At 57.6% G+C, this 24,006-nt stretch carries 21 protein-coding genes; 4 read left to right on the top strand and 17 right to left on the bottom strand.

The features are described from left to right. Nucleotides 1-140: 140 nt before the first annotated feature. The gene (locus LI337_RS19535) at nucleotides 141-1,826 is read left to right on the top strand and encodes a DEAD/DEAH box helicase family protein (protein ID WP_227231614.1); all 1,686 of its coding nucleotides are present in this window, start codon (nucleotides 141-143) and stop codon (nucleotides 1,824-1,826) included. A gap of 121 nt (nucleotides 1,827-1,947) precedes the next feature. On the opposite strand, the gene LI337_RS19530 is transcribed toward LI337_RS19535, so the two are convergent. Next, nucleotides 1,948-2,808, bottom strand: a complete 861-nt coding sequence (locus LI337_RS19530; protein WP_227231613.1) for a DNA-binding protein — start codon at nucleotides 2,806-2,808, stop codon at nucleotides 1,948-1,950. A gap of 1,132 nt (nucleotides 2,809-3,940) precedes the next feature. Between LI337_RS19530 and LI337_RS19525 the strand changes: the two genes are divergently transcribed. Further along, nucleotides 3,941-4,492: a DUF5518 domain-containing protein gene (locus tag LI337_RS19525; protein ID WP_345777781.1), complete on the top strand. Its 552-nt coding sequence runs from the start codon at nucleotides 3,941-3,943 to the stop codon at nucleotides 4,490-4,492. A gap of 232 nt (nucleotides 4,493-4,724) precedes the next feature. Here LI337_RS19525 and LI337_RS19520 read toward each other — a convergent pair whose 3' ends face one another. Together LI337_RS19520 and LI337_RS19515 are read right to left on the bottom strand one after the other, a co-directional pair. Then, a complete protein-coding gene (locus LI337_RS19520; RefSeq protein WP_227231611.1) occupies nucleotides 4,725-5,036 on the bottom strand; it encodes a hypothetical protein in 312 nt (103 codons plus the stop codon). Between the two features lie 140 nt (nucleotides 5,037-5,176). Beyond that, complete coding sequence (locus tag LI337_RS19515) at nucleotides 5,177-5,461, bottom strand: hypothetical protein (RefSeq protein ID WP_227231610.1); 285 nt, start codon at nucleotides 5,459-5,461, stop codon at nucleotides 5,177-5,179. A gap of 266 nt (nucleotides 5,462-5,727) precedes the next feature. On the opposite strand from LI337_RS19515, the gene LI337_RS19510 reads away from it, so the two are divergent. Both LI337_RS19510 and LI337_RS19505 read left to right on the top strand, forming a co-directional pair. Further along, on the top strand, nucleotides 5,728-6,567 hold the full coding sequence (locus tag LI337_RS19510; protein WP_227231609.1) for a hypothetical protein: 840 nt from the start codon (nucleotides 5,728-5,730) through the stop codon (nucleotides 6,565-6,567). Nucleotides 6,568-6,804: 237 nt separating this feature from the next. Then, nucleotides 6,805-7,164, top strand: coding sequence for a hypothetical protein (locus tag LI337_RS19505; protein WP_227231608.1), 360 nt, complete (start codon nucleotides 6,805-6,807; stop codon nucleotides 7,162-7,164). A 490-nt stretch (nucleotides 7,165-7,654) separates the two neighbouring features. On the opposite strand, the gene LI337_RS19500 is transcribed toward LI337_RS19505, so the two are convergent. From LI337_RS19500 to LI337_RS19435, 14 genes are all read right to left on the bottom strand, one after another. After that, nucleotides 7,655-8,869 (bottom strand): transposase, encoded by a 1,215-nt coding sequence (locus LI337_RS19500; protein WP_227231607.1) that lies wholly within the window; start codon nucleotides 8,867-8,869, stop codon nucleotides 7,655-7,657. An 85-nt stretch (nucleotides 8,870-8,954) separates the two neighbouring features. Continuing rightward, nucleotides 8,955-9,131, bottom strand: a complete 177-nt coding sequence (locus LI337_RS19495; RefSeq protein WP_170076559.1) for a hypothetical protein — start codon at nucleotides 9,129-9,131, stop codon at nucleotides 8,955-8,957. Between the two features lie 1,397 nt (nucleotides 9,132-10,528). Then, on the bottom strand, nucleotides 10,529-11,038 hold the full coding sequence (locus LI337_RS19490) for a PIN domain-containing protein (RefSeq protein ID WP_227231606.1): 510 nt from the start codon (nucleotides 11,036-11,038) through the stop codon (nucleotides 10,529-10,531). Then, nucleotides 11,035-11,631 (bottom strand): DUF7437 domain-containing protein, encoded by a 597-nt coding sequence (locus LI337_RS19485; RefSeq protein WP_227231605.1) that lies wholly within the window; start codon nucleotides 11,629-11,631, stop codon nucleotides 11,035-11,037. The genes LI337_RS19490 and LI337_RS19485 overlap by 4 nt, the downstream gene beginning before the upstream one ends. Before the next feature lie 48 nt (nucleotides 11,632-11,679). Next, nucleotides 11,680-12,015, bottom strand: a complete 336-nt coding sequence (locus LI337_RS19480; protein ID WP_227231604.1) for a DUF7558 family protein — start codon at nucleotides 12,013-12,015, stop codon at nucleotides 11,680-11,682. After that, entirely contained in the window at nucleotides 12,015-12,305 is a 291-nt protein-coding gene (locus tag LI337_RS19475) for a DUF8069 family protein (RefSeq protein ID WP_227231603.1), read from the bottom strand. The genes LI337_RS19480 and LI337_RS19475 overlap by 1 nt, the downstream gene beginning before the upstream one ends. 78 nt (nucleotides 12,306-12,383) lie before the next feature. After that, nucleotides 12,384-12,818 carry a toxin-antitoxin system TumE family protein gene (locus tag LI337_RS19470; RefSeq protein WP_227231602.1) on the bottom strand — a complete coding sequence of 145 codons (435 nt, stop codon included), beginning with the start codon at nucleotides 12,816-12,818 and terminating at the stop codon, nucleotides 12,384-12,386. An 8-nt stretch (nucleotides 12,819-12,826) separates the two neighbouring features. After that, nucleotides 12,827-13,360 (bottom strand): DUF7342 family protein, encoded by a 534-nt coding sequence (locus tag LI337_RS19465; RefSeq protein ID WP_227231601.1) that lies wholly within the window; start codon nucleotides 13,358-13,360, stop codon nucleotides 12,827-12,829. Between the two features lie 137 nt (nucleotides 13,361-13,497). Beyond that, entirely contained in the window at nucleotides 13,498-13,941 is a 444-nt protein-coding gene (locus tag LI337_RS19460) for a DUF8030 family protein (RefSeq protein WP_227231600.1), read from the bottom strand. Nucleotides 13,942-14,487: 546 nt separating this feature from the next. Then, nucleotides 14,488-15,999 carry a primase-associated protein gene (locus LI337_RS19455; protein ID WP_227231599.1) on the bottom strand — a complete coding sequence of 504 codons (1,512 nt, stop codon included), beginning with the start codon at nucleotides 15,997-15,999 and terminating at the stop codon, nucleotides 14,488-14,490. Continuing rightward, the gene (locus LI337_RS19450; protein ID WP_227231598.1) at nucleotides 15,996-16,880 is read right to left on the bottom strand and encodes a bifunctional DNA primase/polymerase; all 885 of its coding nucleotides are present in this window, start codon (nucleotides 16,878-16,880) and stop codon (nucleotides 15,996-15,998) included. The genes LI337_RS19455 and LI337_RS19450 overlap by 4 nt, the downstream gene beginning before the upstream one ends. After that, nucleotides 16,877-20,692 carry an ATP-binding protein gene (locus tag LI337_RS19445; RefSeq protein ID WP_227231597.1) on the bottom strand — a complete coding sequence of 1,272 codons (3,816 nt, stop codon included), beginning with the start codon at nucleotides 20,690-20,692 and terminating at the stop codon, nucleotides 16,877-16,879. Before LI337_RS19445 ends, LI337_RS19450 begins: the two co-directional genes overlap by 4 nt. Next, a complete protein-coding gene (locus LI337_RS19440; protein ID WP_303645312.1) occupies nucleotides 20,685-22,901 on the bottom strand; it encodes a VirB4 family type IV secretion system protein in 2,217 nt (738 codons plus the stop codon). Before LI337_RS19440 ends, LI337_RS19445 begins: the two co-directional genes overlap by 8 nt. Further along, nucleotides 22,885-24,006, bottom strand: a complete 1,122-nt coding sequence (locus LI337_RS19435) for a TraC-like domain-containing protein (RefSeq protein ID WP_303645311.1) — start codon at nucleotides 24,004-24,006, stop codon at nucleotides 22,885-22,887. Before LI337_RS19435 ends, LI337_RS19440 begins: the two co-directional genes overlap by 17 nt.

The following is a 24,006-nucleotide window of genomic DNA, read 5'->3' as shown; positions in this document are numbered from 1 at the left end:
TAGCGTAGTCAGCAGGCCTTCCATTCGGGACGCGAATAGTGGATCCGATAGGTAGATTCTCTGGCGCGTCTCTCTCGCAATTTGCTATACCCAAACCCTTATTTTGCTATAGCCAAAAACGCGAGAATAGGCGGATTTCAATGAGCTCGCAAGATTCTGATTCCCCACCTGTAGAAGAACAAGTAACCCCTGAGGATGTAGTAGACCTCTTTGATGAACTAGAAATCCCCTTCGTGACGAGTAAAATGGTTGCTCGAGAGTACAACTGTACTGGTCAGACCGCTCGAAATAAGCTGAGTATTTTAGTAGATGAGGGGGATTTGGAGCGAATTGACCTCGGGGGTCGACAAGCAGTATGGTTCCAATCTGATTACGAAGCTGCGACAGAAATCGTAGATCAGCTCCGAGAGTATCTTGATCTAACTGAACTGAATACTGAACATCTGGCAGCGTTCGCTCGACAACCCTACAAGTTACTCCCTAAAGATGAAAACGAGTACTACGTTATCGTTCCTCGGTTTGTTCCATTCTCTGTTGGTCATCTTCGCGAACAGGACGATGCCTGGCAGACGTTTATCATCAACAAGTACGTCAACTGGATCGAGGATATACCCGATCTAATCCGAGATAAAATCGATTTGGGGCGTCGGTACGATCATGCTCTCGTTGAGGATGGGACCCTCGAACTTAGCGATCAGGAAGAGCGTGACCGAGCTTGGAGAGACCTCGGGGGTGAAGACGGTGGATTACACGAGAGAGTAGACGATAATAAAATCAAAATTCAACGCGGCAAAGAGTTCGATATCATTGCGAAACTCATCAAGAATGGAAATCTTCCTTTCGCTGCTCAGCCCATCGATGAGAGTGAGCTCCTTGAGGAGCCAGAGAACATAGAATTACGTTCATATCAGAGACGTGCTTGGGAGAAGTTCCGCGAGACAGGGCAGGTGGGTGTCTACTGGCCACCAGGGCTTGGGAAGACCTTCTTTGGTCTCTACGCTGGGGAACGAATTGATGGGAATAAACTCGTTGTTGTCCCGAGCTCTACTCTCGAAGCTCAGTGGGAAAGACGAATCCGCGAACACTGTGATAAATCGTGGAAGTGGGAAGTTCGGACGTATCAATACCTAACCCGGGAAGGAAATCTCCAGGACTATCAGGGGGAGGATTCTCCAAAACTAACGATCTTTGACGAGTGCCATACGCTTCCAGCGGATACCTACTCGTCCCTTTCCACTCTGGATACCGACTATCGAATTGGCTGTAGTGCCACCCCGTACCGGGAAGATGCACGAACAGACTACATCTTTGCTCTGACTGGCATTCCTGTAGGTATTGATTGGCGTGAAATGCTGGAATACGGTGATCTTGAATTTCCGGAAGTTGATGTCTTCCTCTATCAAACGGAAGAAGACAAGCGAGAAGACATCGTACAATTGGTAGACGAGGGGGTCGGGGAGACACTAATTTTCTGCGACGGGATTGAAGCTGGAAAGGCTCTCTCCGACAAACTGGATGTCCCGTTCGTATATGGAGATACACCCAAAGAAGAGCGTATGGAGATCTTTGAAGAAAACCGTGTAGTGATAGGCTCACGCGTTGCTGATGAAGGCGTATCTCTTGAGAATCTTGATCGGGTTATTGAGTACCAATTCCACGGTGGATCTCGCCGACAGGAGCTTCAGCGTGCAGGTCGTGTGATGCACGGCTCTGATGTTGGTGAGCACATCGTTCAGATGACCGACCAAGAGTATGAGAAATTCAGCCAGCGGTTATACAGTCTTGAAGAGAAAGGGATGGACATACGATTGGAGCGACGGGCTTGATTTTTATTGAGGTCGTGGCTGCGCGCGCAACGACCGAAGGGAGTGAGCACGGAGCGGTGGGCGGGGCGGCGGGGCTTGGGTTGGTCCGGCACTCACTAAAAAAAGAGGGCACTTGGTCCTCCTATTCTTCCCACCAGCGGCGGTCGCGCTCTGGGAAGACGATCATACTGTCGTAGGTCACGGCCAGGGAACAGCGCCCCTGATGCCAGTTCTTCTTGAGCGCGCGCATCCGGACCTTCTCACCTTCGCGGACGATCCGAGGCTCGGATTTCACCCAGCTGGTGAACTTGATTCGGTCAGTATCATCGGCGATGAGACCGACTTGTTCTATCTTCGGGCTACTGGGTTCCCAGAGGGTGATCACCTCACCTTCAATGCTCACCTCGTTGGTCTGCACGTCCGGGACGTCCTCGATTGGGCAGATGGCGCCGGGGGCGGCCTTGAGTGCGTCCATCGTGTCGAACACTGCTTTGGTGATGTCCTGCCCCTTGGCGACCCGCTTTGCGAGCGCCCGCGAGACGGCCGCCCGACTGTGACCGGTGGAAAGCCGCTGTGCCATCCGGTCTGCTTCCTGATTCACTTTCGCCAGCTCCATCCGGGAGAGGCGTTCGCGCGGATCCGTCCGCTCGGGGGTGCGTTCCTCCCGCTTGCGCTGCCGCCGTTCGGTGACGACCTCGCGAGTCCGCTTCGCCCGGCCCTCCTGGGTGCCCAGTTCCGCCTGGGCGCTGATGTGGGCCAGTTCGGCTTCCCGGGCGCGAATCTTCTCTTCCTGCGCGAGGGGCAGGTGCGAGAAGTCCTGGACGATGCCGTCTGGGTGGTTGGAATCCACCTTTGCCTGCGTTTCCTGCTGCACCGTCGCCCGGAACTCCGGCTTGTCGTCGACGACTTCGAAGCCGTTCTCATCGACGTCGGCGTCCTCGGTTCGTTCGAATGCCTGTTCATCCACCGTAACGACCTTGCGACTCGAGTTGTTACTAGACATCGGTATCACACCAAGGTACCACTGAAGGCGCTCACGCGCCGACACCGCGATGCTCCTACATCGCGGTTTTCCGACGACACCGACCGACAGAACCATCTGCGCGCTCTCGCTCGCGCCTTCGCGAGCGCCCTACCGGGCGCGAGCGAGAGCGCGCCTGCATGAGGTGGCCCCAACCAGCACCGCGCGCCGACCCGCCCGGAGCGAGCGGCCAGCTTTAAGCCGTTTCTCGTGTCCGGCCCGGACTGCGGGTCCGTGTCCAGGGCGACGGTCGTGAGCACGGCGAGTCGTGGTGTGACTCGCCGCGCGGAACGGCCCAAAGCGCTGGAACGCGAAAGCCCGCGAGGGGCGCAACCGAAAACGCGCTTAATGCTGGCGTCGAGACCAGATTCATTTTAGCCCGGAACGCGGTCGAGTGACGAAGGAACGAGACCGCGACAGCCCGGAATGGTCGGTCGCGAGCGATGCGGAGGGCGGAATGCGGCGAGCGGTGCGTGCCGTAACGAATCAAGAACAGAGGGCTCATTTGAAACCCTCAGACCTATACAGGAAGTGTGTGCAGCATACAGAGAGTGTAGGCACCGTTGCTGAGCAGTTTTTTCAGTCCATTATTTATATAGCCTAACACGGTCACGCTTTCACAGAGGCTATGTCAAGGAAGCCAGCGAGTAAGTCCTCCAGTTCACGATGGTGGTATGGCGTCGCGTTCTTTATCGGAGTTTTAGGAGTAGTGTGGGTTTCGCATGGTATTCTTCACTTAGTGAGCGAACCACAGGCCGGTTCTCCACCAACCCTCGTGCCCTCCGGTCCAGAGACTGGCTTGGTGTTCTTATTTTCCATACTCACAGTAGCAGCGACAGTTCTAATCGGGAGCCTCCTAGCTCCACTGTACTCGTTGTGCCTCTATCTCGATGTCAGAGCACTTCGTCAGAACAACAGCAATTGGATACCAAACCGAGTGCTGTGGGGTGCCGTTGCCATACTGCACTTGGGTTCGTTTGTGTTTTCGGCTGTACAACTGATCACGATCCCGGCAGGTGTAGTATATCTATACAAGCGTCACAAGGAGATCGGGCTCGGATGACCACGCGACCACGTTTTATCGGCGGTGACCAACTCGCGCCCTCTGTTCAGCATGACCGCAGAGCCCTCACTGAACGCTGTCAGAAGATGCGTGCAACATACAGAGGATGCATTCTGCGATAGGGGCCCTCATGTTTGTTCTCGGTCCTACAAAAGCTATATCATCGTTCCAATAGGTTTCTTGACACGAATGTCCTCGTCGTCTCTTCCTGCAGTATGGCGATTCGCGATAGTCGGCACACTCGCTTCGCTACCCATCACTGTCGTTGTGAACTGGCTACCAGATTCGGAGGCGGCTATCGGTAGAGGTATCATGATATTCGGCGCGTTCATTGCGGGTATTGTCGCTGAGACCCGCTCAGCGAACCCGGGGGCTGCGGGACTTCGCGCAGGTGTTCTTGCTGGTGTCGTCGCCGGGCTCACGCTGCTTGTGGAAGTCGCCAGTACCACACAACTATCGATGTTGAGTGTCGCTTTCGTGGTCTTGGCCAGTGGACTGGCACTAATCGTTGCACCGGCCTTTGGTCTCGTGTTTGGTCGGATTGGTGGGTGGACGATGAACACCGTTACCTCGCGATTGCGACCTAATGCGAATATGCCTTGACTGAGATTTTAGGGCACAGGATTTGGAATCAGTCGGACGGGTTTTCCAGATAGCAGGTGGCTAGTACCCGACTCGTGCTCTGAACTCAGCACAACCACAGAAACCTCACCGAACAATGTCAGAAGTCGCGTGGCATAGACAGAGGGTGAATCTATCGGCTCTGTTGAAATCCTCAGCAAGTGATATTTACTCCCCCTCAATCACTCAGTACAGCATGAACTGTCAATGCTCGTTAGCGGGAATTGTACCTGTGAATTTCTTGTGACAATTTCTCTAAGAAAACGCCCTCATTTGCGAGGTCTTTCCCCCAATTCATGAGCGAGAATCTTGGTTTCGATGACACGGTCACGACGGTGCTACCACCCTTGGTGGACACTTGGATCTCAATTTTATCGCCAAAAGACTTCCAAGAAAGCGGTGTGAGAGCCTTCAGAGTCAATTCCTCATCGTCAACATCGGCTGTCTTCCATCCAACGTATCCGACCACTTCCCTACAAGCGTCAAACACGACGTCGGTATCTTGAGCAAAGTCTTTTGTTCGCATACTCTATGCTTGAGGCAAACTGAAAAGAATGTTGGGTACAACGGTGGAGTCATATCCCCTGCTCGGGACACAGTCGTTAGCGACCGATCTTTCCGTGAAAGAATATATTTGAATAATAGGATTTCAACAGAGCCAATCTATCAAACTTGATCGATGGCTTCGGATGTGTCATCTGCTGCTTGACGGAACCAATGAAAGTAGAACCCAATGATGATAACCACAGCACTGACCGGCTCTATCCACGGAATGAACATCGATTCTGGTGCGAGGAAGTCGTCTAAGAGCAACGCGGCGGTCACTCCAAGAAGAAAAATTGCCGCTCCTGCCTTCTGGTTGAATCCCCAATTACCTCTCCACGCTTGGTAGAATGCACTGACGTAAGCGGCAGCAAGAAACACTAACGGGAGGAGGTTGAACCAATCCATACAAAAGGTTACCACCGAGTCAAATTAGTTCTGTCGCCGTATTTCGATCCACTGTTCAGCACAACCACAGAAACCTCACCGAACGCTGTCGATAGCGACGTGCAACTCTCAGCGGTTGTATCGGCCATGGTCAACTCATCCGAGTACTAGGAAATTTGTTCGAACCACCATAGAATATATTTTCACCGGCGCGGTAGACTCGGTTCTCCTATGCCCCTCCTCCACAGCAACGAACCTCGGTTAACAGGATTGGTGATTGAGTAGCAATGTTCTCTGACCCAGTCAATGCTGTTGACCCGACACACAGGCTCGTTACTCGGAATCTTTCCGGAGTTAAAGACTGGGACGAAGCCGGAGGGGTAACCGTTGAGAATCAAGCCATAGCGATTTTGTTGGAATATGGCACTACCGTCCACCTTTGTCTTGACCCAAAGCACAGTCAATTCAAGACTGTTCAAAACAAATTCACACGGGTTCCAGAGCTGGAGCGAACCATCATTGGGTCTGATCAGGAGTATCTGGTGTCGATTCCAGAAAACCGTGCGCTCGTCGAATCCTTACTGGCAATTTCTGCTTGTGAGACCGATGAATGGGTTGACCGCACCTTCTACCTAACCGAATTTGCGATTCTGAACGGGCGGTCGTGGGTGTACCGTTCAGTTCCACATGAGACTCACATCCGAGAAATAAACGCCACAGAGCACGATGGGGTGATACAGAAACTGAACGAGGCGCTGGAACAAGTGAGAGGCTCGGCTGTTGTGCCATTCGATGGACTCGTCTCGTGGACAGCTGAAGCAAAAGACTACAAGCTAGATTGGAACGCTCTCTACCGGCACACTGGAAAGGATGCTTACGTTGGGTATGACTTGGAGCGATTGCAACACGTTGTCGTTCAATTCTCGGAAAATTCCCTTCACCTCGATTGGAGATCGACGTCTGAAGAATCACTAGTTCGTCGAACAATCTGGCGGGTTCTCGATTCCGAAGCAACTACTCCACCGGATCAAATTGGACTGCCTCGCGGTGAGCAAGAGAAAAAAGTAGTTTCTGCACTTCACTGGCTACGTGCTAACCTCAATTATTCATACGACATCGAGGAATAGTTCTCCAGCGTGCAGCTATCTTGGTGAAAAAAATTATATCTTCATCGAAAGGATAACATCCGAGATTCGACGGAACAGTGGACCGGTGACACTGACAGACTCGCGCGCTGTATTCAGTACGACTACAGAGGCCTCGCCGAACACAGCCAGTAGCGACGTGCAACACTCAGAGGGTGAGTTCAGCAGAGGACTTGATGCCGCGCAACTTTCACAACAGTTGGGAGTCATTATCCTATAATGTCCGCAGAGTTGTATCGTCCGCTTGCACTCGTTGGATACCCTACCATCGGGTTTCTCGTCCTGCTTCAAATATTCTCCCCAGAAACAGTAGCCGGTCTTCCCGCTTCAACAGCGGTTGGAACAGCTATGACCGTCTTTCTCGCATGGGGGACTCTTGTCGCGGTTGTCTACAAATCCCGATGGACGGCGACTGGGTTTGCAGTTATGACTGCTGGATTCGCCGTCCAAACTCTCTCTGGTCAGGGTATCCAGAACCGGGTGATGATTTACTCTCTCGTTGGTCTCGCTGTTCTACTTATTCTAATCGGTGGAAAACGGGACAGCCCAATGTCTCCGTTGGATGCTCATTTCGACTGATTTTGGATTCGTCTTGTGCTACACGTGTGCGCTGTATTCAGTGTGAAAACTGTCATCTGATCGGCAGTTGCAACGACCACTGTATAAATGGTCGGTCGGTAGCGAACGGCGAGCGGGGCGTGCTGTCCGAACTCCATCTAATCGAGGAGTGCCCGCATACCCGGAGTGATATCCCACGTTCCGAGACGGAACGATATTCTCCACAGGAGAATGTGAACGGGTTTCGATCCAGATGCGCCAGAAACGTCAACCACGAGGGTTTCTCGCTCGGCTCCTGGTGGATCGTGGCACTATCACGAGTGCACCCACCCCGCGACGAGTCATCGCCTCTCAGTTTTCAAGACAGGCTCTCTCATCACAGGTCATTGATTCGATATGTGTTGACTGCCTACCTACGGCCGTAGGCAGCCCACCCGGAGTGACATCCTCGCCTCATGGCCCCCCACACAGGAGGGGAGTATCGAGGTTTCAGGACTGAACCCTTGATGCGTCATCGCTGTGACGAGCTCTGCTTACGAGGTCCTGTGGCACTGTCACGGGTGCGCCCATTCCGTAGCGTGTCATCGCTGCCCGGTTCCCAGGGGCAGCTCCCACCCCACGGATTGAGGCGACCAGCGATGTTGGCCGCCGCGTTGATATCGGCCTGATAGACCGACACCCAGCAGTCGTCGTTGGGACAGCGGAACTCCGCTTGCTTGGGACGGGTTCCAATCTCCCCGCACGCATGGCAGATCTGGGACGTGTACGCCGGATCGACGTACCGAACAGGAATCCCGGCGTCGGCAGCCTTGTCCGCGAGTCGCGTTTGCAGCTGGTCGAAAGCCCACGCATGGAGTCGCCGATTCATATGTGGGCCGAAGTCGAGGTCGTCTTGGATTGACGTCAGCTGTTCTAGGACGATTACCGGCTGATCGAACCCGGCGGCATACTCCACAGCGTTTCGCGTCGCCGTCTCGATCTCGTCCCGAAGCGCGTTCCGGAAGTACGCCGCCTGCTCGTCAATTCGCCACTCTGCGGCCTCGCGTTCCTGGAGCCGTTGGAGTGTTGTCTGCAACGTCTGATTGAGGTGTCGGGCTCTGCCACCACCCACGAGCAACGGATCGACTGGTCGCCCGTCCAGGAGCGCACAGCCGGTCAAGAGAATCGCTTCGCCGACGTCGAAGCCGACCGGCGTGCAGGTCTCGCAATCGACCTCAGGTTCCGCTGTTGGGAGTTTGAGTGGAACGTGCAGTTCCCAGTGGGCCTGTCGCGGCCGGGTGATCAGCTGTAACTGCCCGGCAGTAGCCTCGCCGTCAAGCAACTGGAGCCACCACTTGCGTTGGTCTGGATTGATTGCGAGCGGAATCCAGAAGTTGGTGCCGCGACCAGGTTGGGGAACTTCCCAGCAGAATGCGTGCGTCCGGTCAGTGGAATGATCGAACACCGCCGCTCGGTTGGTAAACCGAATCGGTTGGGTCTCGCTGAGTTCTGCTGACCCGCTCTTGAGGAGGCCTGGAACATGGCGCTTCAACGCGTCCTTCGCTTGGTACGGGAGGTCGTAGGGCGTTACAATATCGTTGACCGCCGTCATCGTCGTTGCGTTGGCGTCGAACGCCTCACAGAGGGCTTCCCGATAGGTCGACTGCAGGTTCTGAAGCTTCTGCTCTTTATGGGTCGTCGGCTCGACGAGCGACGCAACGACCGTTCGGATTCGTTCGTCTGGCATGGTTGTCGAGGCACGCTCTGCACTTCCGCGCGCCTCCGCCCATCGCGGGCACGAAAAAACAACGGCGAGTCGAACGGGATTCACATCACTGCTTGCTGTTGCCCCACGTCCGTGGAACGTAGCCAAGGTCCTCGACGTCGTCCGCGTAGTCACGGAGGAGATTGACGAGGACGAGTTCGGGAACACCGGATGCTGCCTGTTCGACTAACCACTCTTCGAGGTCGACCTCTGCCTGTTCGATCTCGTTGAGGTCAACCGACATTGATCGGGTTCACCTCACGTCGTTGGATACGCTGGTTCATTTTGCGTCACTGAAGTTACGTCACAGGCCTGTTGAGACGCCTGTACCCCTGACTGGCGAAAAACAACTCTCTATCGGCGAGATTGGAGTAAGGGGTTCTGTTGATAATCCTCAAATTATGACAAGAATCTCGTGCTGAATATAGAGGGTGCATCGCTCACTCAACAGCAAGGGGGTTCAGTCTCCGGAAGCAGCTTCCTGAACAAGGCATATGTATCGAACAGGGTAGTTCCATACGTGCACGATTGGGTCAGACTCGGATTGGTCGCCGTCGTCGTATTTATCGCTCTCGCAGGTGGTGGCGCACTGTTGTTGCCACCCGATGTGATTTCGACGTTTCCGCTGAGTGTCGTACCGCTGCTCATCTGCTGGCCTGTTGCATACTGGTTCGTCTATTATCGAGAAGGAAAGACCCCGTTCCAGTCTGATGACTAAGCGCGCTCTATTCAGCACGACCGGAGAAACCTCCCCAGTCACTGTCAGTAGCGGTATGCAACACTCAGAGGGTCTATTCAGCAAAGGATGTCGTCCGTCTCACTCGTTCTGTTGTGGAGCGACGTAGGCATACGAATTTATCACTGTGGTCTGGAAGATGTGGGAGTATACTGATTACGAAGTTCAGAAACTAATCCAACAAGCCCTGCGAGTATGAACAGCCCCGCGAGAAGGAACCAGTCACTGTCAAGATACTGAAGGACGCCGATTGCAATGAAACTGCCATACACGAGCGGTTGGTAGAGAGGATGACTTCGAACACCGTACACTGTCGTGGAGAACAACAGTGGAACGACAATTATCCAGAGAACAACCGAATACAGACTTGGTGGCCCCAAATATACGAACTCAACGAAGGTCGCTCCCCCAACAAGCAGTATCATTAACAACAACGCTCTCGGACGGATTCGATCTCGAAGGGAGGGACTGGAGCTCATGAACTGTCTTGTCTCTGTATTGGCATCATACTTCTGCTTATAATTCGATGGCCAGAAGACGGCCTATACCGAACATCAAGACCGGCAGGGTTGAGTGACCGACTTGCGCGCTGTATTCAGCACGGCTGTGAAAAACTGTCGCCAACTTGGCGATTACATCGAACCCTCTACGACTGGTCGGTCGCGAGCGACGCGGAGGGCGGCAGCGGCGAGCGGGGCGGGCCGTGACGGACACACCTGTTCAACCGGCTACGTCGCTCGGTGAGGCATCTACCGTCCTGGCGGACTCAGAAAGGGCGAGGCCGCCTCGGCCGTCCCCCGACCCCGCAAGCACCGCAGGTACGAGGCGCGCAGCGGCGGTCGCGGGACGTCGAGCGGCCAAGGGCTTTCGAGGGTCCTCTCCCACTGAATCAGACTAGCAATCAGTCAGCTGTTACCGGCGATCAGGTCCTCGATGAACCGGAACCCGTTCACGTACGTCACTGAGTCTCCGTATCCTTCACTCGCGAGCGCGGTTTCGGCCCCCTCGCCGGCCGCGATATCGGTCGTGTAGATGTACACGCTAGTCGCCGACCCCGCACTGAGATGCTGGGCAGCGAGGGCGGCGAGCGCGGCGTCGGCACGCTCGACCTCGTCGGCAGGGCGGTCGTCGGCGTTCGCGATGTACCGCTGGACCCCGTCCATCACCCGTGAGACGACCGGCTCGGAGAACTCCAGCGGCGCAGCAACCGTCGCCCAGCCCTCGTCGATCGCGGTGTCGACGGGCGGGTTGTCGACATCCGGATCGTCGACGATCAGCTCCTCGTACACCCGTTCGGGCAGGACGAAAGTAACGTTATTCCGGCGAGCGAACCGCCGAACAGCTTGGTAGCGACTGTTCGAGGGCTGTCCCATCGCGACGAACAGGCCGGTGTCGGCGATGTGGAGCCGGCTCACGCGTCGTCAGCCGCGTCGCCGTCGATGTCCAACTCGTCGAGTCCCGCTCCTGACTCCTCGATCTCGTAATGTTCGTGGACGACGGGGCGGAGTGCCTGGAGGATCATCTCCGCAGCCAGCGGCGAGACGTCCAGATCCTCGGCCATCAGGCGGTGGGTCACCTCGCCACGCTCCCGCGCAACCGCGTAGGTGAGCGCGGTCGCGAGGCCGGCGACGCCGTGGCGGTCGATGTAGGTGTCGATGTCGGCGTCCGTCTCGCGGCGGCCGACGGCGTCGATCAGCGCCGGCGTGATCGTGTACTCGCGGTCGCCGGCAGCCGTCGTCACGGTCAGGTCGATCTCGCGGGCGGCGTACCGCCGAGGCTGCTCGTCGTGGGTGACCTCGACGACGCCGGCGTCGACAAGCCGGTTGACGTTGCTGTAGGCCGTCCCCTGCCCGAGCTCGAGGTCGTCTATCATGTCCTGGACGGTCGCCTCGTATTCGTGAACGAGGTACGCGTACAGTTGGGCAAGCTGCGACTCCTTGAGGAGGTCCGCGACCGAGAGGAAGTCGCGGATGATGTCGCCATCAGTACGATTCGAGGTGCGTGACACGGGTCTTCCTAATTGCCGTTTCCAGCGAAACAGTAGAGAGTGTTTGGGTCACTCCGCCGGCGCCGCGACAAGGTGCTCCTCGAGGTCGCGCGTCCAGTAGGTAGCTGGCCCACCGGGACTACACCGGACGCAGAGTTGGAGCGGGCCTTCTAGGTGGCCGAGTTCCACTCGGAACCGCGTCAGCGCCGCGTTCGTGTCGACGACGAGGCCACAGCTGTCGCAGGCGTGGTGATCGCGCTCATCGGGATCCGGCCGCGTCTGGGTAGCGCAGCCGACACAGATCGGGTGGGTGACCCGCTCGTCCTGGCCCCAGGTGTGCGCCTCGCCAGTCTCGGTGCCAGGCGGGGCGTCGCAGAAGGCACAGCCAACGAGCGTTTGCTGCATCACTCGTCCTCCTCGCCGACGTCGCTTGCGGCCGTCCAGCCACGATGGTAGACGGCTAGCTGCGTTGGTGAGTCGAATGCGGTGCTGCTCGGCTCGTGAACCAGAACGCGGTCCTCGGGAACTGGAGTGACGAGGTCCGCGTCGACGAGATCGTCGACCAGGCTACGGGCCATCGTGTCGTCGATGTCCGCCGTGCCGACCCTGGCGGCGTCGCGGTCCTGGGCGAGCAACTCTTTCTCGAACTGTTCGTAGTCGGCACTCGTGTCGTCGTTCGGATCGGGATCAGCCATAGTGAGTCACGCCGCGCACGCTGTCGCGCGCTGCACGCCTTTCGGCGCCGATAAACACTCCACGCGAGACCGTAGCCCTTACTCGCTCCAGAGGGCCGTGATCCGGTCTTCGATCTCGTCGAGGACGAGCGCAACGACGTCACGATGGTCGTCTGGCCACGATGCGTCCTCGCCGGGCGTCGGGGCGGTGGGCGGGGGGTGGAAATGGTCCCGTGTATTGTGCGGATTCGGGTGCCGGTCCCACCGGCACTCCCAGGTATGGTCCGAGTGTTGCTCTCGATAGTGGAGTTTGAAGTCGTCGTTCGTGTACCAACGGACCGTCAACTGTGCCTCGTCGACGGCTGCTGGGTAGTACGACGGGGCAAAGACAACGTGGAGTTCCAGATGGCCGCTGGCGTCGGTGACGGTCGCTCGGGAGATCTGCCTCGTCGCTTGGAGCCGCGTCTGGAGGAACTTGAGGATGGGACGATCGATGGGGGCAGGGCTTCCGCCATCGCCTGTCGGTGGCACCATCGAGCGGGCTACCCGGACGCCTGTTCGCGCTCGCCACCCGTGCGTTGCTGGCGGGCGCGTTCGTAGCGGTCCCGATCCTGGCGGGCGGTCGCCCAGTCACCGAGGTCACTGTACACATCGTCGATGGTCCGCTCGTCGCTGCCCTCCGCAGCGGCGACGGCGTCGACGGCGGCCGGTGACGCGGCGTCGTACGTCTCCTCATACTCGGTGATGCGCGTCGTCAGCTCACGAACGCGATCCTGCAGGTCCTCGACGGAGTGGTCGGCTGCGAGCTGGTTGATGCGTCGCCACTCGAAGTACGCGTCGTTGCGCTCGTAGGTGGCTGGATGGCCGTCGTGCCGGGTGACGATGCCGAGGTCGTCGAACCAGCCCAGATATTTCCGGGCGGTCTTGGGGTCACAGTCGGCGCTGTCGGCGATCGCGCTCGCCGTTGTCGGCTCGCGAGTCTGCAGGATGGTACCGTAGATGCGTTGTTCGACGTCATCGCTGCTGAACGCGTCCTCGAAGGGGGGCGGCCCATCGGTGGCGTCTGGTTCGGACATACTCGGAATTGCAGGCCGAAGGATATAGTTCTTACCTCAGGGAATAATTTCCCGAAGTTGGTTGGGCGGGGATCCACCGGTTGACAACACCTTAACCAACAGTGGGGGATCTACTGGTCTTGATGTTGGTTAAAACATCACTCCTGAAATCGAAGTTCTCGAGCTGGTTTTACGCAGAATCTATCTTGAGCGCCGTCAACGTCATTCTGACCTACCTCACTGCCCAGTGACGACTGGTGTGTGAGTCGGCTGACCAGCTCGTCACGAACCGTTTTACGACTGACTGTCGTTTCCTGCCGGCCGAGCCGCTCGTCGAAATATCGCTTCTGGAACCGTTGGCCGACGTCGTCGGTGGCGATGTACTGTGTCCGCTTCACTCCCGCAACGCTCGTCGAAACGAACTCGGCTCCGACGTCTTCGTGGGTGAGTTCGACGAGCGCGCACTCGACGAGTGAGACGACGGCAGTCGGACTTCTGTTGTGGGGAATCGCCAGTTCGAGATCTGTCCACGGTTCGCCGCTCGGTTGCTCAGTTTGCTCGCCGTGAAGTCGTGATCGCTGTTGCTCGTGTTCTGAAGACATGGTTGTTGAGTGGGCGCTTACGACAACCCCTCGCTCCTTTCGGGGGCGACAAACTCCACTGCGAATCGCATCACTATTCATTGAGTGAATTCTGATATATTGGCTATAGACGATCGTCGTTTGATGGCCCTTCGGCCCGAGAGAGCCAGCGGCGCTTGCACCGTTGTACCCTAGCCTTCCTTTGGACAAATCTGGAGGTACAGAATGGGATGAAACAACTTTAGATTTAGCAAGAGGGCCGTCGGGCAGTTCTCAGCCGTTATTGATGTCCTCGACGAGTTCTAAGATACGATGGTTGGGTGAAATTGTGCTCGACGGAGTGGTGAGGACCTCGAATTCGAGAGAATCGGATTCACATTGTAATTGAGACTTGGCATAACTGACTGACGGCAAATGATGGGCTACGTGATGTTGCTTCTAGTGACCCACCCGTTCTTGTCCAAATTGGTCGATACAAGGCCTGAAAAGTGGATGACGAGATTTTAATATCCGTCACACTCCCGTCTTCTGAATAATGGTGTGATTCCAGATAATTGACTGTCTGCGTTAGAACTCGTTTCCCTTACCCTCGGTTTCACTTATCCGATCGTACATCTCATCCGGGAAGGGGAGACTCCCCCAGATCGAGTATGGACACTCATCCTGTCCGATGCAGTACCGCTGCATATCGTCGTTGTCGCAGTTCATCGGAAGCGGGGTGTCGCCTCCAATCGTGTTCGAGAACTCGTAGCGAATCTGGTAGTCGGTGACCTGTTCATCGTACCACGGCCACCGCGAGAAGACGTCCTTGAGATCTGTGACAATGGTCTCGAGGTCGCTGTCCTGATACTGTGGCAGCCACATCACCATCCGGGCGAAGTTGTACAGGTCCTTTCGGACTGGTTTCTTCTCGTGGAGGCGTTCGGCCATGTTCGCCATGCAGGGGAGTTCAAACAGGTCCTCGATTGATTCGACGGTGAGGGGCTGGACGCCACGCGTAGATTCCTGGATCCGATAGCGGTTCGTATTTTCGTGCTGTCGGATAGTGAGGCTCCGGTGGTCGCGCTGGGATGCGAGAAGATTCCCGAGACTCCGTGGACTCGAGATGCGATTACACACGTCTCGCTTCCAGCCCGCTTCCGGATCGTACGCCTCCACTGCTTCAAACAGCTCCTTCGCTGAGTAGAAATTCCCCAGCGTGGTGACTTCGTCTGGAGCGTTTCGAATCGCGTCCCGAAGCACACGGATAGTCCGTTCACCAGGGTTCCAGTCTCGCCAGATCCGTTCGTGGTGTCCCGTCTCGATGAATCGGTCGATGCGGTCTGTGATGGCCGACTCATTCGTCGTTAGCCACGTGAGCTGGTCTTCGGAGAGGTTCTCCTCCTGGACTTGCAGGAGCTTCTTGAACGCGCGTCTGGCGTACTCGCGATATTTCGTATCGAAATCACCGACCGGCACGTAGAGACGGTTGTCCTTAACGTGAGTGAGCAGTTCTCCGGCCTCTCCTGTCTCGGTGTCGGCGTGGACGAGGCAATCTCTCGATGCTGCAGCCATTGGGATTTCGAGATACAATCCCTCACCGAACTCGGGCATCTCCTTGATCCCTGTACAAACGCGGCCGGGGTGCGGGCCGTCCTCTCCGGGACCTTTCGCGTACAGTACCTCTGCGATATCTTGTTGAAGACTCCCATCACCGAATTCTTGAAGGAGGGAAGCGAGATTGTTGACGTACAGCTCGCGAATATCGTAGAGAACCTGTACCTTCCGCGGCGGAGCGTGCTCGAACTTCGGGTGTGCCTTGACGCAGATCGCGCTCAACGTCGCGAGGACGGCGAGTGTTCCGGGTTCGTCGACAAAGGGGTCCTCTGCAGCATTGGCCCTGACATCTTCTTTGAACGCCGCCGTCCCGAACCGCTCGAGGTCGTTCAACAGGTCTTCTGGTTGGTCTTCACCGTCGACGATGTAGCGATTGTAGCCCCGCGTGAACAGCTGGTTAATGCGTGTCGTGCCGTATTCAAGCGGGAGAGTCGCAACGCGATAGGCGGTACGCTCGTCCTCAACTGGAGTCGACTGACTCATGACTGGATGACCTCCGGTGTTGCAGACCGAACGTCGAAGTTCGGGCTCTCTATCGGCGTGACGATACTGCAGACGTCAGCGTGCAACGAGTAGGGGAGTCGGGCAACTCGACGACGGTCGGCGGTAACCACTGGATCGATGGGAATCTCGTAGGTGTCTTGCAGAAGGTCGTTCAGCACTTCTCGACTCTTGGCGTCATATCGATGGGCAGGGTCGGTATCGAGGAGATAAACGTGAGCGCCCTGGCCGCTGTACACCACCATCGTCTCCTCGGCGCTGAAGTCGTCCTCGAAGATCTCTCGCACCTCGAAGCCGTACTCGATGGCCTGTTCGATATCCTCGAAGGAATACGGGTAGCCTGCCGGGTCCGCTTCGAGAACTCCCACAGCATCGAGTAGTTGCTCGCTGTCTCCCGAAACATCCTCGTCCGGTACTGCTTGCGCTGCTCGCTCCCGAGCTATCGTTTTCGCGTCGATATCAACGAGAAGCACCCACGGCCGTTCCCAATGATCGAGGGCGTAGTACACTGCATCGGGACGTGGATCTGGTTTCTCGAGCAGATCGGGATCTGCGAGCGCGAAGTCGCTCCGTCCGAGCGGGTCATTCCGTGCTGGGTGGCGGATGAACTCGAGGACGTCGTCGAAGTCGTGGAATGCTGCTGAGCTCCGATCACCAGCGGCGTTCGTCTGCCAGGTATCCCGTCTGATGAAGTCCTTGTCTGGGACTCCGTCTTTCCGTACCGGGTGGGGTTCTCGAAACGCGAGCGCGTACTGCTTTGGTCCCTTCGCGGTGATGAACGACGGGAATTCGTCGATGTACGAGGGGAACTCCTCCGTGTAGTACCTGTAAATCTCCTCGCACGTAGCTTGTCGCCAACTCATGGATTGAACTCCTCATCGAGCTTGTTGAAGCTCCGAATCGTCGTCATCCCTTCTGCGTCGAACGATTCGACGGCTTCCCGAATATCCGAGAATCGACGGGCTGCACGCCCACTCACACTGCTTTCTATCCGGTCGGCCTCTGCGAGTCGATCCAGCACCTCGACAGCTGTCTCGCGTCTGTTGAACGCCCAGACAACGTTTGCGTCCACCGCACTCTGCTTGTCGTAGTCGTCGACAGGCGCGTGTTTGTTATTACTCGGGAATTCCGCTTCACCGACCCACACGAGTTCTCCGTCAGCGTCGAAGGCGGCGACGTCGAACACCGTCTCCTCGTCGTATTCGTAGTAGGGTTCGACCTGTACGACCTCGTCGCGCGCTTCTAACCATAGTTCGAGCAGCTTCACACCGACCTTGTGCGGCGTTTTCTCGCCGATATCACCCTGACCAGGGCCGACCTTGAGCTTCTGGCCGAGGAGTTCACGCCCTGCCGGAAGGGCGGTGTAGTACTTCCGACTGCAGGCTCGTCCTTCTTCCAGCAGGTCCTGGTCGATGAGCCGCTGTACGTCTAGGTCATCAAAGTCGTCCTTGAACACACTCATTGAATCCATGAGTCCATGATTCGGTGCGTCCCTGTTCATCACGTCGAGGACGCGAGTCAAGAACCGGATGTCGTCGTGAGTGAGTCCGCGCCGTCGGAGTTCGTCATCGGAGACGGTCACGCCACCTGCCTGTACTGGCGAAGGTCCGTTTTCGTCGACGGCGTTCGTCTCCTCTTCTGTGGCCGACTCTTCTGACTCTACGGATCCCATATTCCCAAACAGGGAATCAATGGTGTCCGCGTCTTTCTCCTTCTCTTCGTCGGCTACTGAACCACTGGTTGCCTGTCCGATGAACGACGACTCCGTCGAGCCTCCAGAGCTAGTCGATTCTGCAGATGCGGACTGTCCAGCGTTCGGTCTACTCCCCCATCCCTCATCGTCGGCTGTCTCCGATTCGCTTAGGGCCTCAGCAAGTCCGTACTGGGTCTGTGTACGCTCCGACAGCCGTGGAAGAGCTACGGACTCGAAGTGGTCCTCCTGCTCGACAGAGAGCGCCTCATCGCTTTCTGGATGGCCCGCTGCTATCGGGAGCGGCTTCACCGAGAACGGAGCAGGCCCTGTCTTCCCAAACGAGGGGCTCGGGAGTTGAGCAATCCACTCTCCACTGGGGAGCGTATTGACCCGATTTCGAAGGTCAGTCGGACTCAGGTCTTCGTGAGCCAACGACTCGGCGAGGTCGCGCTCGATAGAGATGTTCCCAATGAGCTTCGTCTTGATGTTGTTGAGGAGCTCGTCGTAGGCGCGCTCGTTTCGATTTCGAACTTGGCCGGGGAACTGCATCACCAGTCCCATGCTCAGGCCGAATGACCGTCCCTGTGGAAGCAGTTGCTCGGAGACGAGTTTTGTCGAGGCCACGGGGGCGGCCTCCTCGATGATGAGATTGGTGAGGTTCTCGTAGTCTGTCTTTCCATCACGTCGGCGTACCTGGACGGCGTCCCAGAGATTACTCAACAGGAGGAGTGTGATTGCCCGTTGTGCCTCGGGACGTAGATCGCCCAAGTCGAACAGAACCGTGGCGTCTTCGTCGAGGAACTCGCGGAAGTCGAAGCGATTGTCGACGTATTTGCCGTTATCGTCTTGCTCGGGAACGTGACTGAAGATCCGTCGCAGGTGCGCGTCTTCTCTGAGTTTGTCCAGACGGTTTCCGACGGCGTCCATAGACACCTGGAACCGGTGGTCGTCCTTCGCGAAGTGCCGCGTGAGTGACTCCTCGACGTTCCTGTTGTCCGCCGAAACCGGTGGGACAGTTCGCTCTCGTTGCATCCGGAGAGCTGCCGCGAAAAGGTCGTTCAAACCGAAGACGTCGCTCCCGTACTCCTCGTCGAAGAGTGCCTTGATGAGGTAGCTGAGGATCTCGTTCGCGACAAACGCCTGGCCGTACTGCTCGCGGCCCATAATCATCCGCAGGATGTCATGGAAATGGTCGACCTTGTCCTGAATCGCGTCTTCACGGGGTCGACCGGCTTCAAGTGCAGGACGAATGTCGAAGAAGGAGAACGCTGGGACAGTCTCTGGGACGCGGAACTGGTAGACGTCGTCCAATCCGTTGAAACGTTCGTAGTGGCAGCGAAGGTAGTTCGCACACATCCCATCGCCTTTCGGATCGACGATCACGACGGGTCCGCCGGTCGTCTCGCGGAGCGAGAGCGCGTCGTTGATGATCGCTTTCGATTTTCCGCCGCCAGTCGATGCGAACCGGCCGTAGTGCGTCGTCAGCAAATCCGGCGGGACCCGGATCGGGTCCGGTCGCGGCTCGCCGTTCTCGTCGAGCGCGTAGCCGATAGCCATGCCCTCTTGGAACTGCTGAACCAAATCTGGATTGGGCCACGGGAGCGGGTTCCGGCTCTGCTGCTCAGCTCGAGTTCCTCGCGTCCCCTCAACGGTGAGTTGCTCGGAGGATGGCACGAGCACGAAGTTCGCGAGTTCCGTCCCACTGAGGACGAAATCCGGTCGGGTCTTCCCTCGGCCGGTCGTAATCTCTCGATCTAGCAACTGTCGGAGGGCTGTCTGGGCGTTCTTCTCCTTCGTCTTTTCACGAAAACCGTCTGCCCGGAGTCGTTTTCCTTCGACTTCGTAATAGGGCCCGTCCACTGGGTCGAACACAGGGCGAAGTGAGTCCATCTGGGCCGCGAGTTCGTCGCGAGCCTCATCCCCTGTCGGAACGCCGACTGCTCGGATGTTAGCAGTGAACGACCGCTTGGGATTCTTCGCGTCGATATACTCAATGCGTTTTTCGACTGACTCGCTGAGCTGCTTCTCGTCATGATCGCTCCGCTGGTCTTCAACCTCGAGGAAGGACCCAACGACTTCCTGGAAGAAGGTGTCCCGCCCGTCGACGAGATCCTCTTTTCGGACCTCAGCGTCGGACTGCCAGCTCGCCCGTCGCTGGAACACAACCTGAAACGCCACAGGTGAAGCCGCCTCCATCAAGTGGTCGACGAGTGACGCGAGCGTCGCGCCGGGCTGGTCGACAGCCACTAAGGCGTCGTCGCCATCGCCAGAGGCGAAGGGCGTCAATGACGTCATCCAGTCGTTCTTCCGGGTGGTCGAACCGGACCAGCGCACCCCAACTGGCGAGATTGCGTCGATGGTTGGCCGAGCGAGTATCGTTCCCTCGTCCGTCTCGGTTGGCTTTTCGAGCGTCGTCAGTGGCTGCTCGTCCGGTATTTCGCTCGGTGGTGCCAGCTCAAGGGCGGTATCACCAACCTCAACGAAGTGACAAGCAGATGACTCGACCGCTGCGCCGCCATCTGCAAAGGGGGATGCTTCGGCCGCTGGTGTCTGGTCTTGGCTACGGTCTTCATCGACAAGCTCGTGCTGTTCGTCAGGACCAAACTCGTACTGTAGTTGCCCCGCCTCGTAGTGTTCGAGGAACTCTGCTCGTGTGAATTCGACTGGCTGGATGAGCCGAGCGGCGACGTCGACGTCGACACGCTCGATGTCGAACGTCTCGGGATAGATCGAACGGAGCCGCTTTTCCAGTGTATCTCGATGCTCGTCGACGCCGTAGAAGAACTCGACAGGGTCGTCTGCTCCCTCACTCAGTGCGAGAAACTCGAACCTCGGCGGTGTCTTACTGTGGAGCGGGTTCAGCTTCTGCGCGAGTCCCGTCGACTCTGCCGTCGTCAGTTTGTGCAGGCTTTCGAGGACTCGAGGGATTCCCTCGGGTTCAAGCTCCTCGGATGTCGGCGTGACTCGGAGATATTCACGCATCGTCCTCCCCCTCCATCGCCCCGCCATCAGGTTTCGCAGAGGCGGGTTCGGCTTCTTTCGACTGTCCGTTCGTGGCCTGCTGTTCCAGCTCCTCACGGAACTGCTGTACGTCCGTATCGATTGCCTCCTCGCCAGCGCCGGGGAGTGAAGATCGTACCTGCGTGGTTGGCTCGAAGTCGATGACTTGCTTCTCCTTGGGCATCGCTTTGACCTTGATCCCCCGCCACTCACCGTCAACACCGACGAGCGCCTCGGAGAAGCCAGCGTCCTCGTTACCGGGGACTGCGTCCTGAACGTAGCGCATCTGGGCGTAATTCAGCCCGAACTCGTTGGCCCATTCCTCGTCCATCCCGTCCAAACGATGGAACTGCTTGACGGCACACTGATCGAGGATGGCCTCGGATTCGGCGTGCTCGAAGAACTCGTCGACGGTCTGCGTAACGAGCCGAATCGAGAGGTCGTGATGGCGGTGATGGCGGAACACCGTCTCGAGGAACGCCAGACTCGCGGCGTCTTGCATGATGTACCGCGCCTCGTCGATGACGAACACGACCTCCTTGTCAGTCTCTTTCGCCCGCTCGTACACGAGCGAGATGAGCAACTGCATCGTCAGCGCCGTGCTGCTGTCGACGCTGCCCTCCTGTTGTGCAAGGTCGAGGTAGATGACCTTCTCGTCACGGATATCGAACTCCGAGGACTTCCCGAGATTGGCGTGGCGACCCTCCTCCTCGAAGGGGCGAAGCTGGTCGAGAAGCCACGTCGCGTCTTCGCGGATCTTCCCGGCCTCCTCGTCGGACCGAACCACGAACGACTCTGGATCGCCGACCATGTCCTCGAAGACGTCCATCATGTCCCGGATGGTCGGACTGGGGTTGCTGTGCGTTGAGATGTCGTCGGTGATGTCGTTGCGCTTGTAGGCGCGTTTGAGGCCGAGTTCGAGCGTTGTCCGGCGGTCACCGAGTGAGATACCGCGCAGTGCGAAGAAGTTCGTTAGGAAGCTCATGGCGTCGTCGAGCTTCTCGTTGAACGGGCTCGCGTCCTCGCCCATCGCTCGCTGGACGTGGTCAGGTGTCTGGCGAATCTCCAGGGGATTCAGCCCGAGTGTCCCACCGACGGTGATGCGTTTCGCTCCGAGTGCTTCAGAAACGCCTGCCCAGTTGTTTAGTGGTTCGAGGATGATGCCGATGCGGTCCTTGCTCTGCTCGATAGAGCGGATGAAGTTCTGTTTCGAGCCGAACGACTTCCCAGACCCAGTATCGCCGACAGTGAACATCGCGTACCCGTTGTCACGAGCGAACGGGTCGATGACGACGGGACTCTGGTTGTCCTTGTGGATACCGAACTCGACACCGCCTTCCTCGAGAATCGTTGCGTTGTGCGGGGAGGAGAGTAAGGCTCCGACGGCACCCCCAAGGGCGATCGACTCGCGACCGAATTCGTTGTCGCCAATGGGTGCGGCGGACTGTAGGGCAAGGTCTTGCCGACAAATCGCGGTCTTCGGCGTGAGGTTTGCTGGGTCGTCGCGGAGGGCGCTCTTGACCTTCTGGACTGCGTCCCTGAGGTCCTCCTTGTCGTCGGCGCGAACCGTGACGAACATCCCCTGGTCGAAGACGTTCGCTCCGCTCTCGACGGCCTTGTAGGTCGCAGCGGCCTCGTTTGCTCGCTCTTGGAGGTACGCACTGCGGACACTCTGTTCAAGATCGGCGTCGACCTGGAGGTCGTCAGCGATGTCCTGTAGTTCGTTCCGCGCTCGCTGCTGGTTCTTTGGGGTGATGTGCGCTGTAAGGTCGAACTCGACGTCGGTCAACTCGAAGAGATCGCTCAGATACCCGTCGTTCGGGTAATCGGCGTAGTCCGCGATGTACAGCGTCGTCGTCCACTGATCGCCGACGCGTGCGGCTCGTGTCTCCCACTCGATGGCTGCTGGCGCAGTCACCGTTTTGTGGGACTCAGAGATGTCGTCGAGGAGCTGGCCTTCTGCGTGACCCTCTTCGAGCGTCTCCTCGTCGAGGACGTCCGAGAAATCGACTTCAGGTTCGTCGTCGGCGGTGTGCCGGTCCCAGAGGAGTTTCCCGACGACTCCGAGGACTACAACCAACAGAAGGTAAATCGCCGCACCCTCGGGTGACGTTGGGTTCCGTAGCCACTCTGTGAGTTGGGTGGAGATCCCGCCACCCGCCTGGAGGACGACGTTATGCATTGGTCTCATCCTCCCGACGCGAGTGGCCGATGATCGGTTGTTCGCGAACAACACGCTCTGCTTCGTCGTAGTCGTGCTCGCGACCGTTCCAGAAGTCCATATTCAGAACGAACAGTTCGACCGTACTGAGCCGGCGAGCAGACCACCCGGACGCCTGCTGGATGAACTCGGCGCGAACGTCGTTGACGCGGCTGTCCAGCTTTTCGAACATCTGGGCGCGGCGCTCGACATCTGTGAGGTCCTCACGACGAGTCACGAATGGGTTGAACAGGAACCCAATGACGGGGAACTGCGTCAGTTTCTCGGCGGGTGTCCCTTCGTCTCGGTATCTATCGTAGACTTCGAGCGGCGTGACCTCGACGCCGATGTAGTAGCGGACCTGCTGGATGCCCCGGTCACGCATCTCTTTGGGACGCGTCTCGCGGTACTCCTCGAGGAGTTCCCGAAAGATCGGGTTCTGTTTGACGTCCTCGTCGTTGAGCCGTTCCTCAATAGTCTCGGTGATTTGCTCTACCGGAAATGACCGGGTTGTCGCGTGGAGTTTGAGCTTTGAATCGAGTTCCTTGTTGGCGAACTCTTCGCCCGCCTCCTGGAGCTGGGCCCAGTCATCGGACATGGCGAAGTCCATGTTCCCCGGGTCGATCTCGATGAACGCTTCCATCGTTCCATCCGCTCGTTGAATCGCTCCAGCACCGGGCCATGCTCGCTTGACGTTCGTGAGGTCCTGCGTTCGCTCGTCCGGTTTGAACGGCGTGTAGTTCGCGAGACCGCCCTCGGTTCGCTCTGTCTCGTTCGTGGTACTGTCGGGCTCCTCTGGGGCACTGAACGTAACTCGCGGTCGCCTGGCGTATCGATAGACGTCTTTCGTCCACGTCCACGCGTTCAGGTGATCGGGAGAGACGTAGATGACGGCAACGCCAAACCCGAATCCTCCTGCTACGAACGGGAGTGCGAGTGATTCGATCCCGGTGAGGCCAGCGACGAATAGGCCGATGATCGGGAAGGCGATGAGTACGCCGACGTCTCCCTCCTCGATGTTGAGGTAGGGTATGCGACTCTCTTCGCCGAACTGGTCCATGATTCGTCGTGCGGCTGCGTCTTGATCCATCGACAT

Origin of the sequence: Salinirubrum litoreum (assembly GCF_020567425.1) — an archaeon.
In the GTDB taxonomy this organism is placed as follows: Archaea; Halobacteriota; Halobacteria; order Halobacteriales; family Haloferacaceae; genus Salinirubrum; species Salinirubrum litoreum.
Note: the sequence above shows the minus strand (reverse complement) of the source record. Positions and strands in the feature narration are given on the sequence as shown.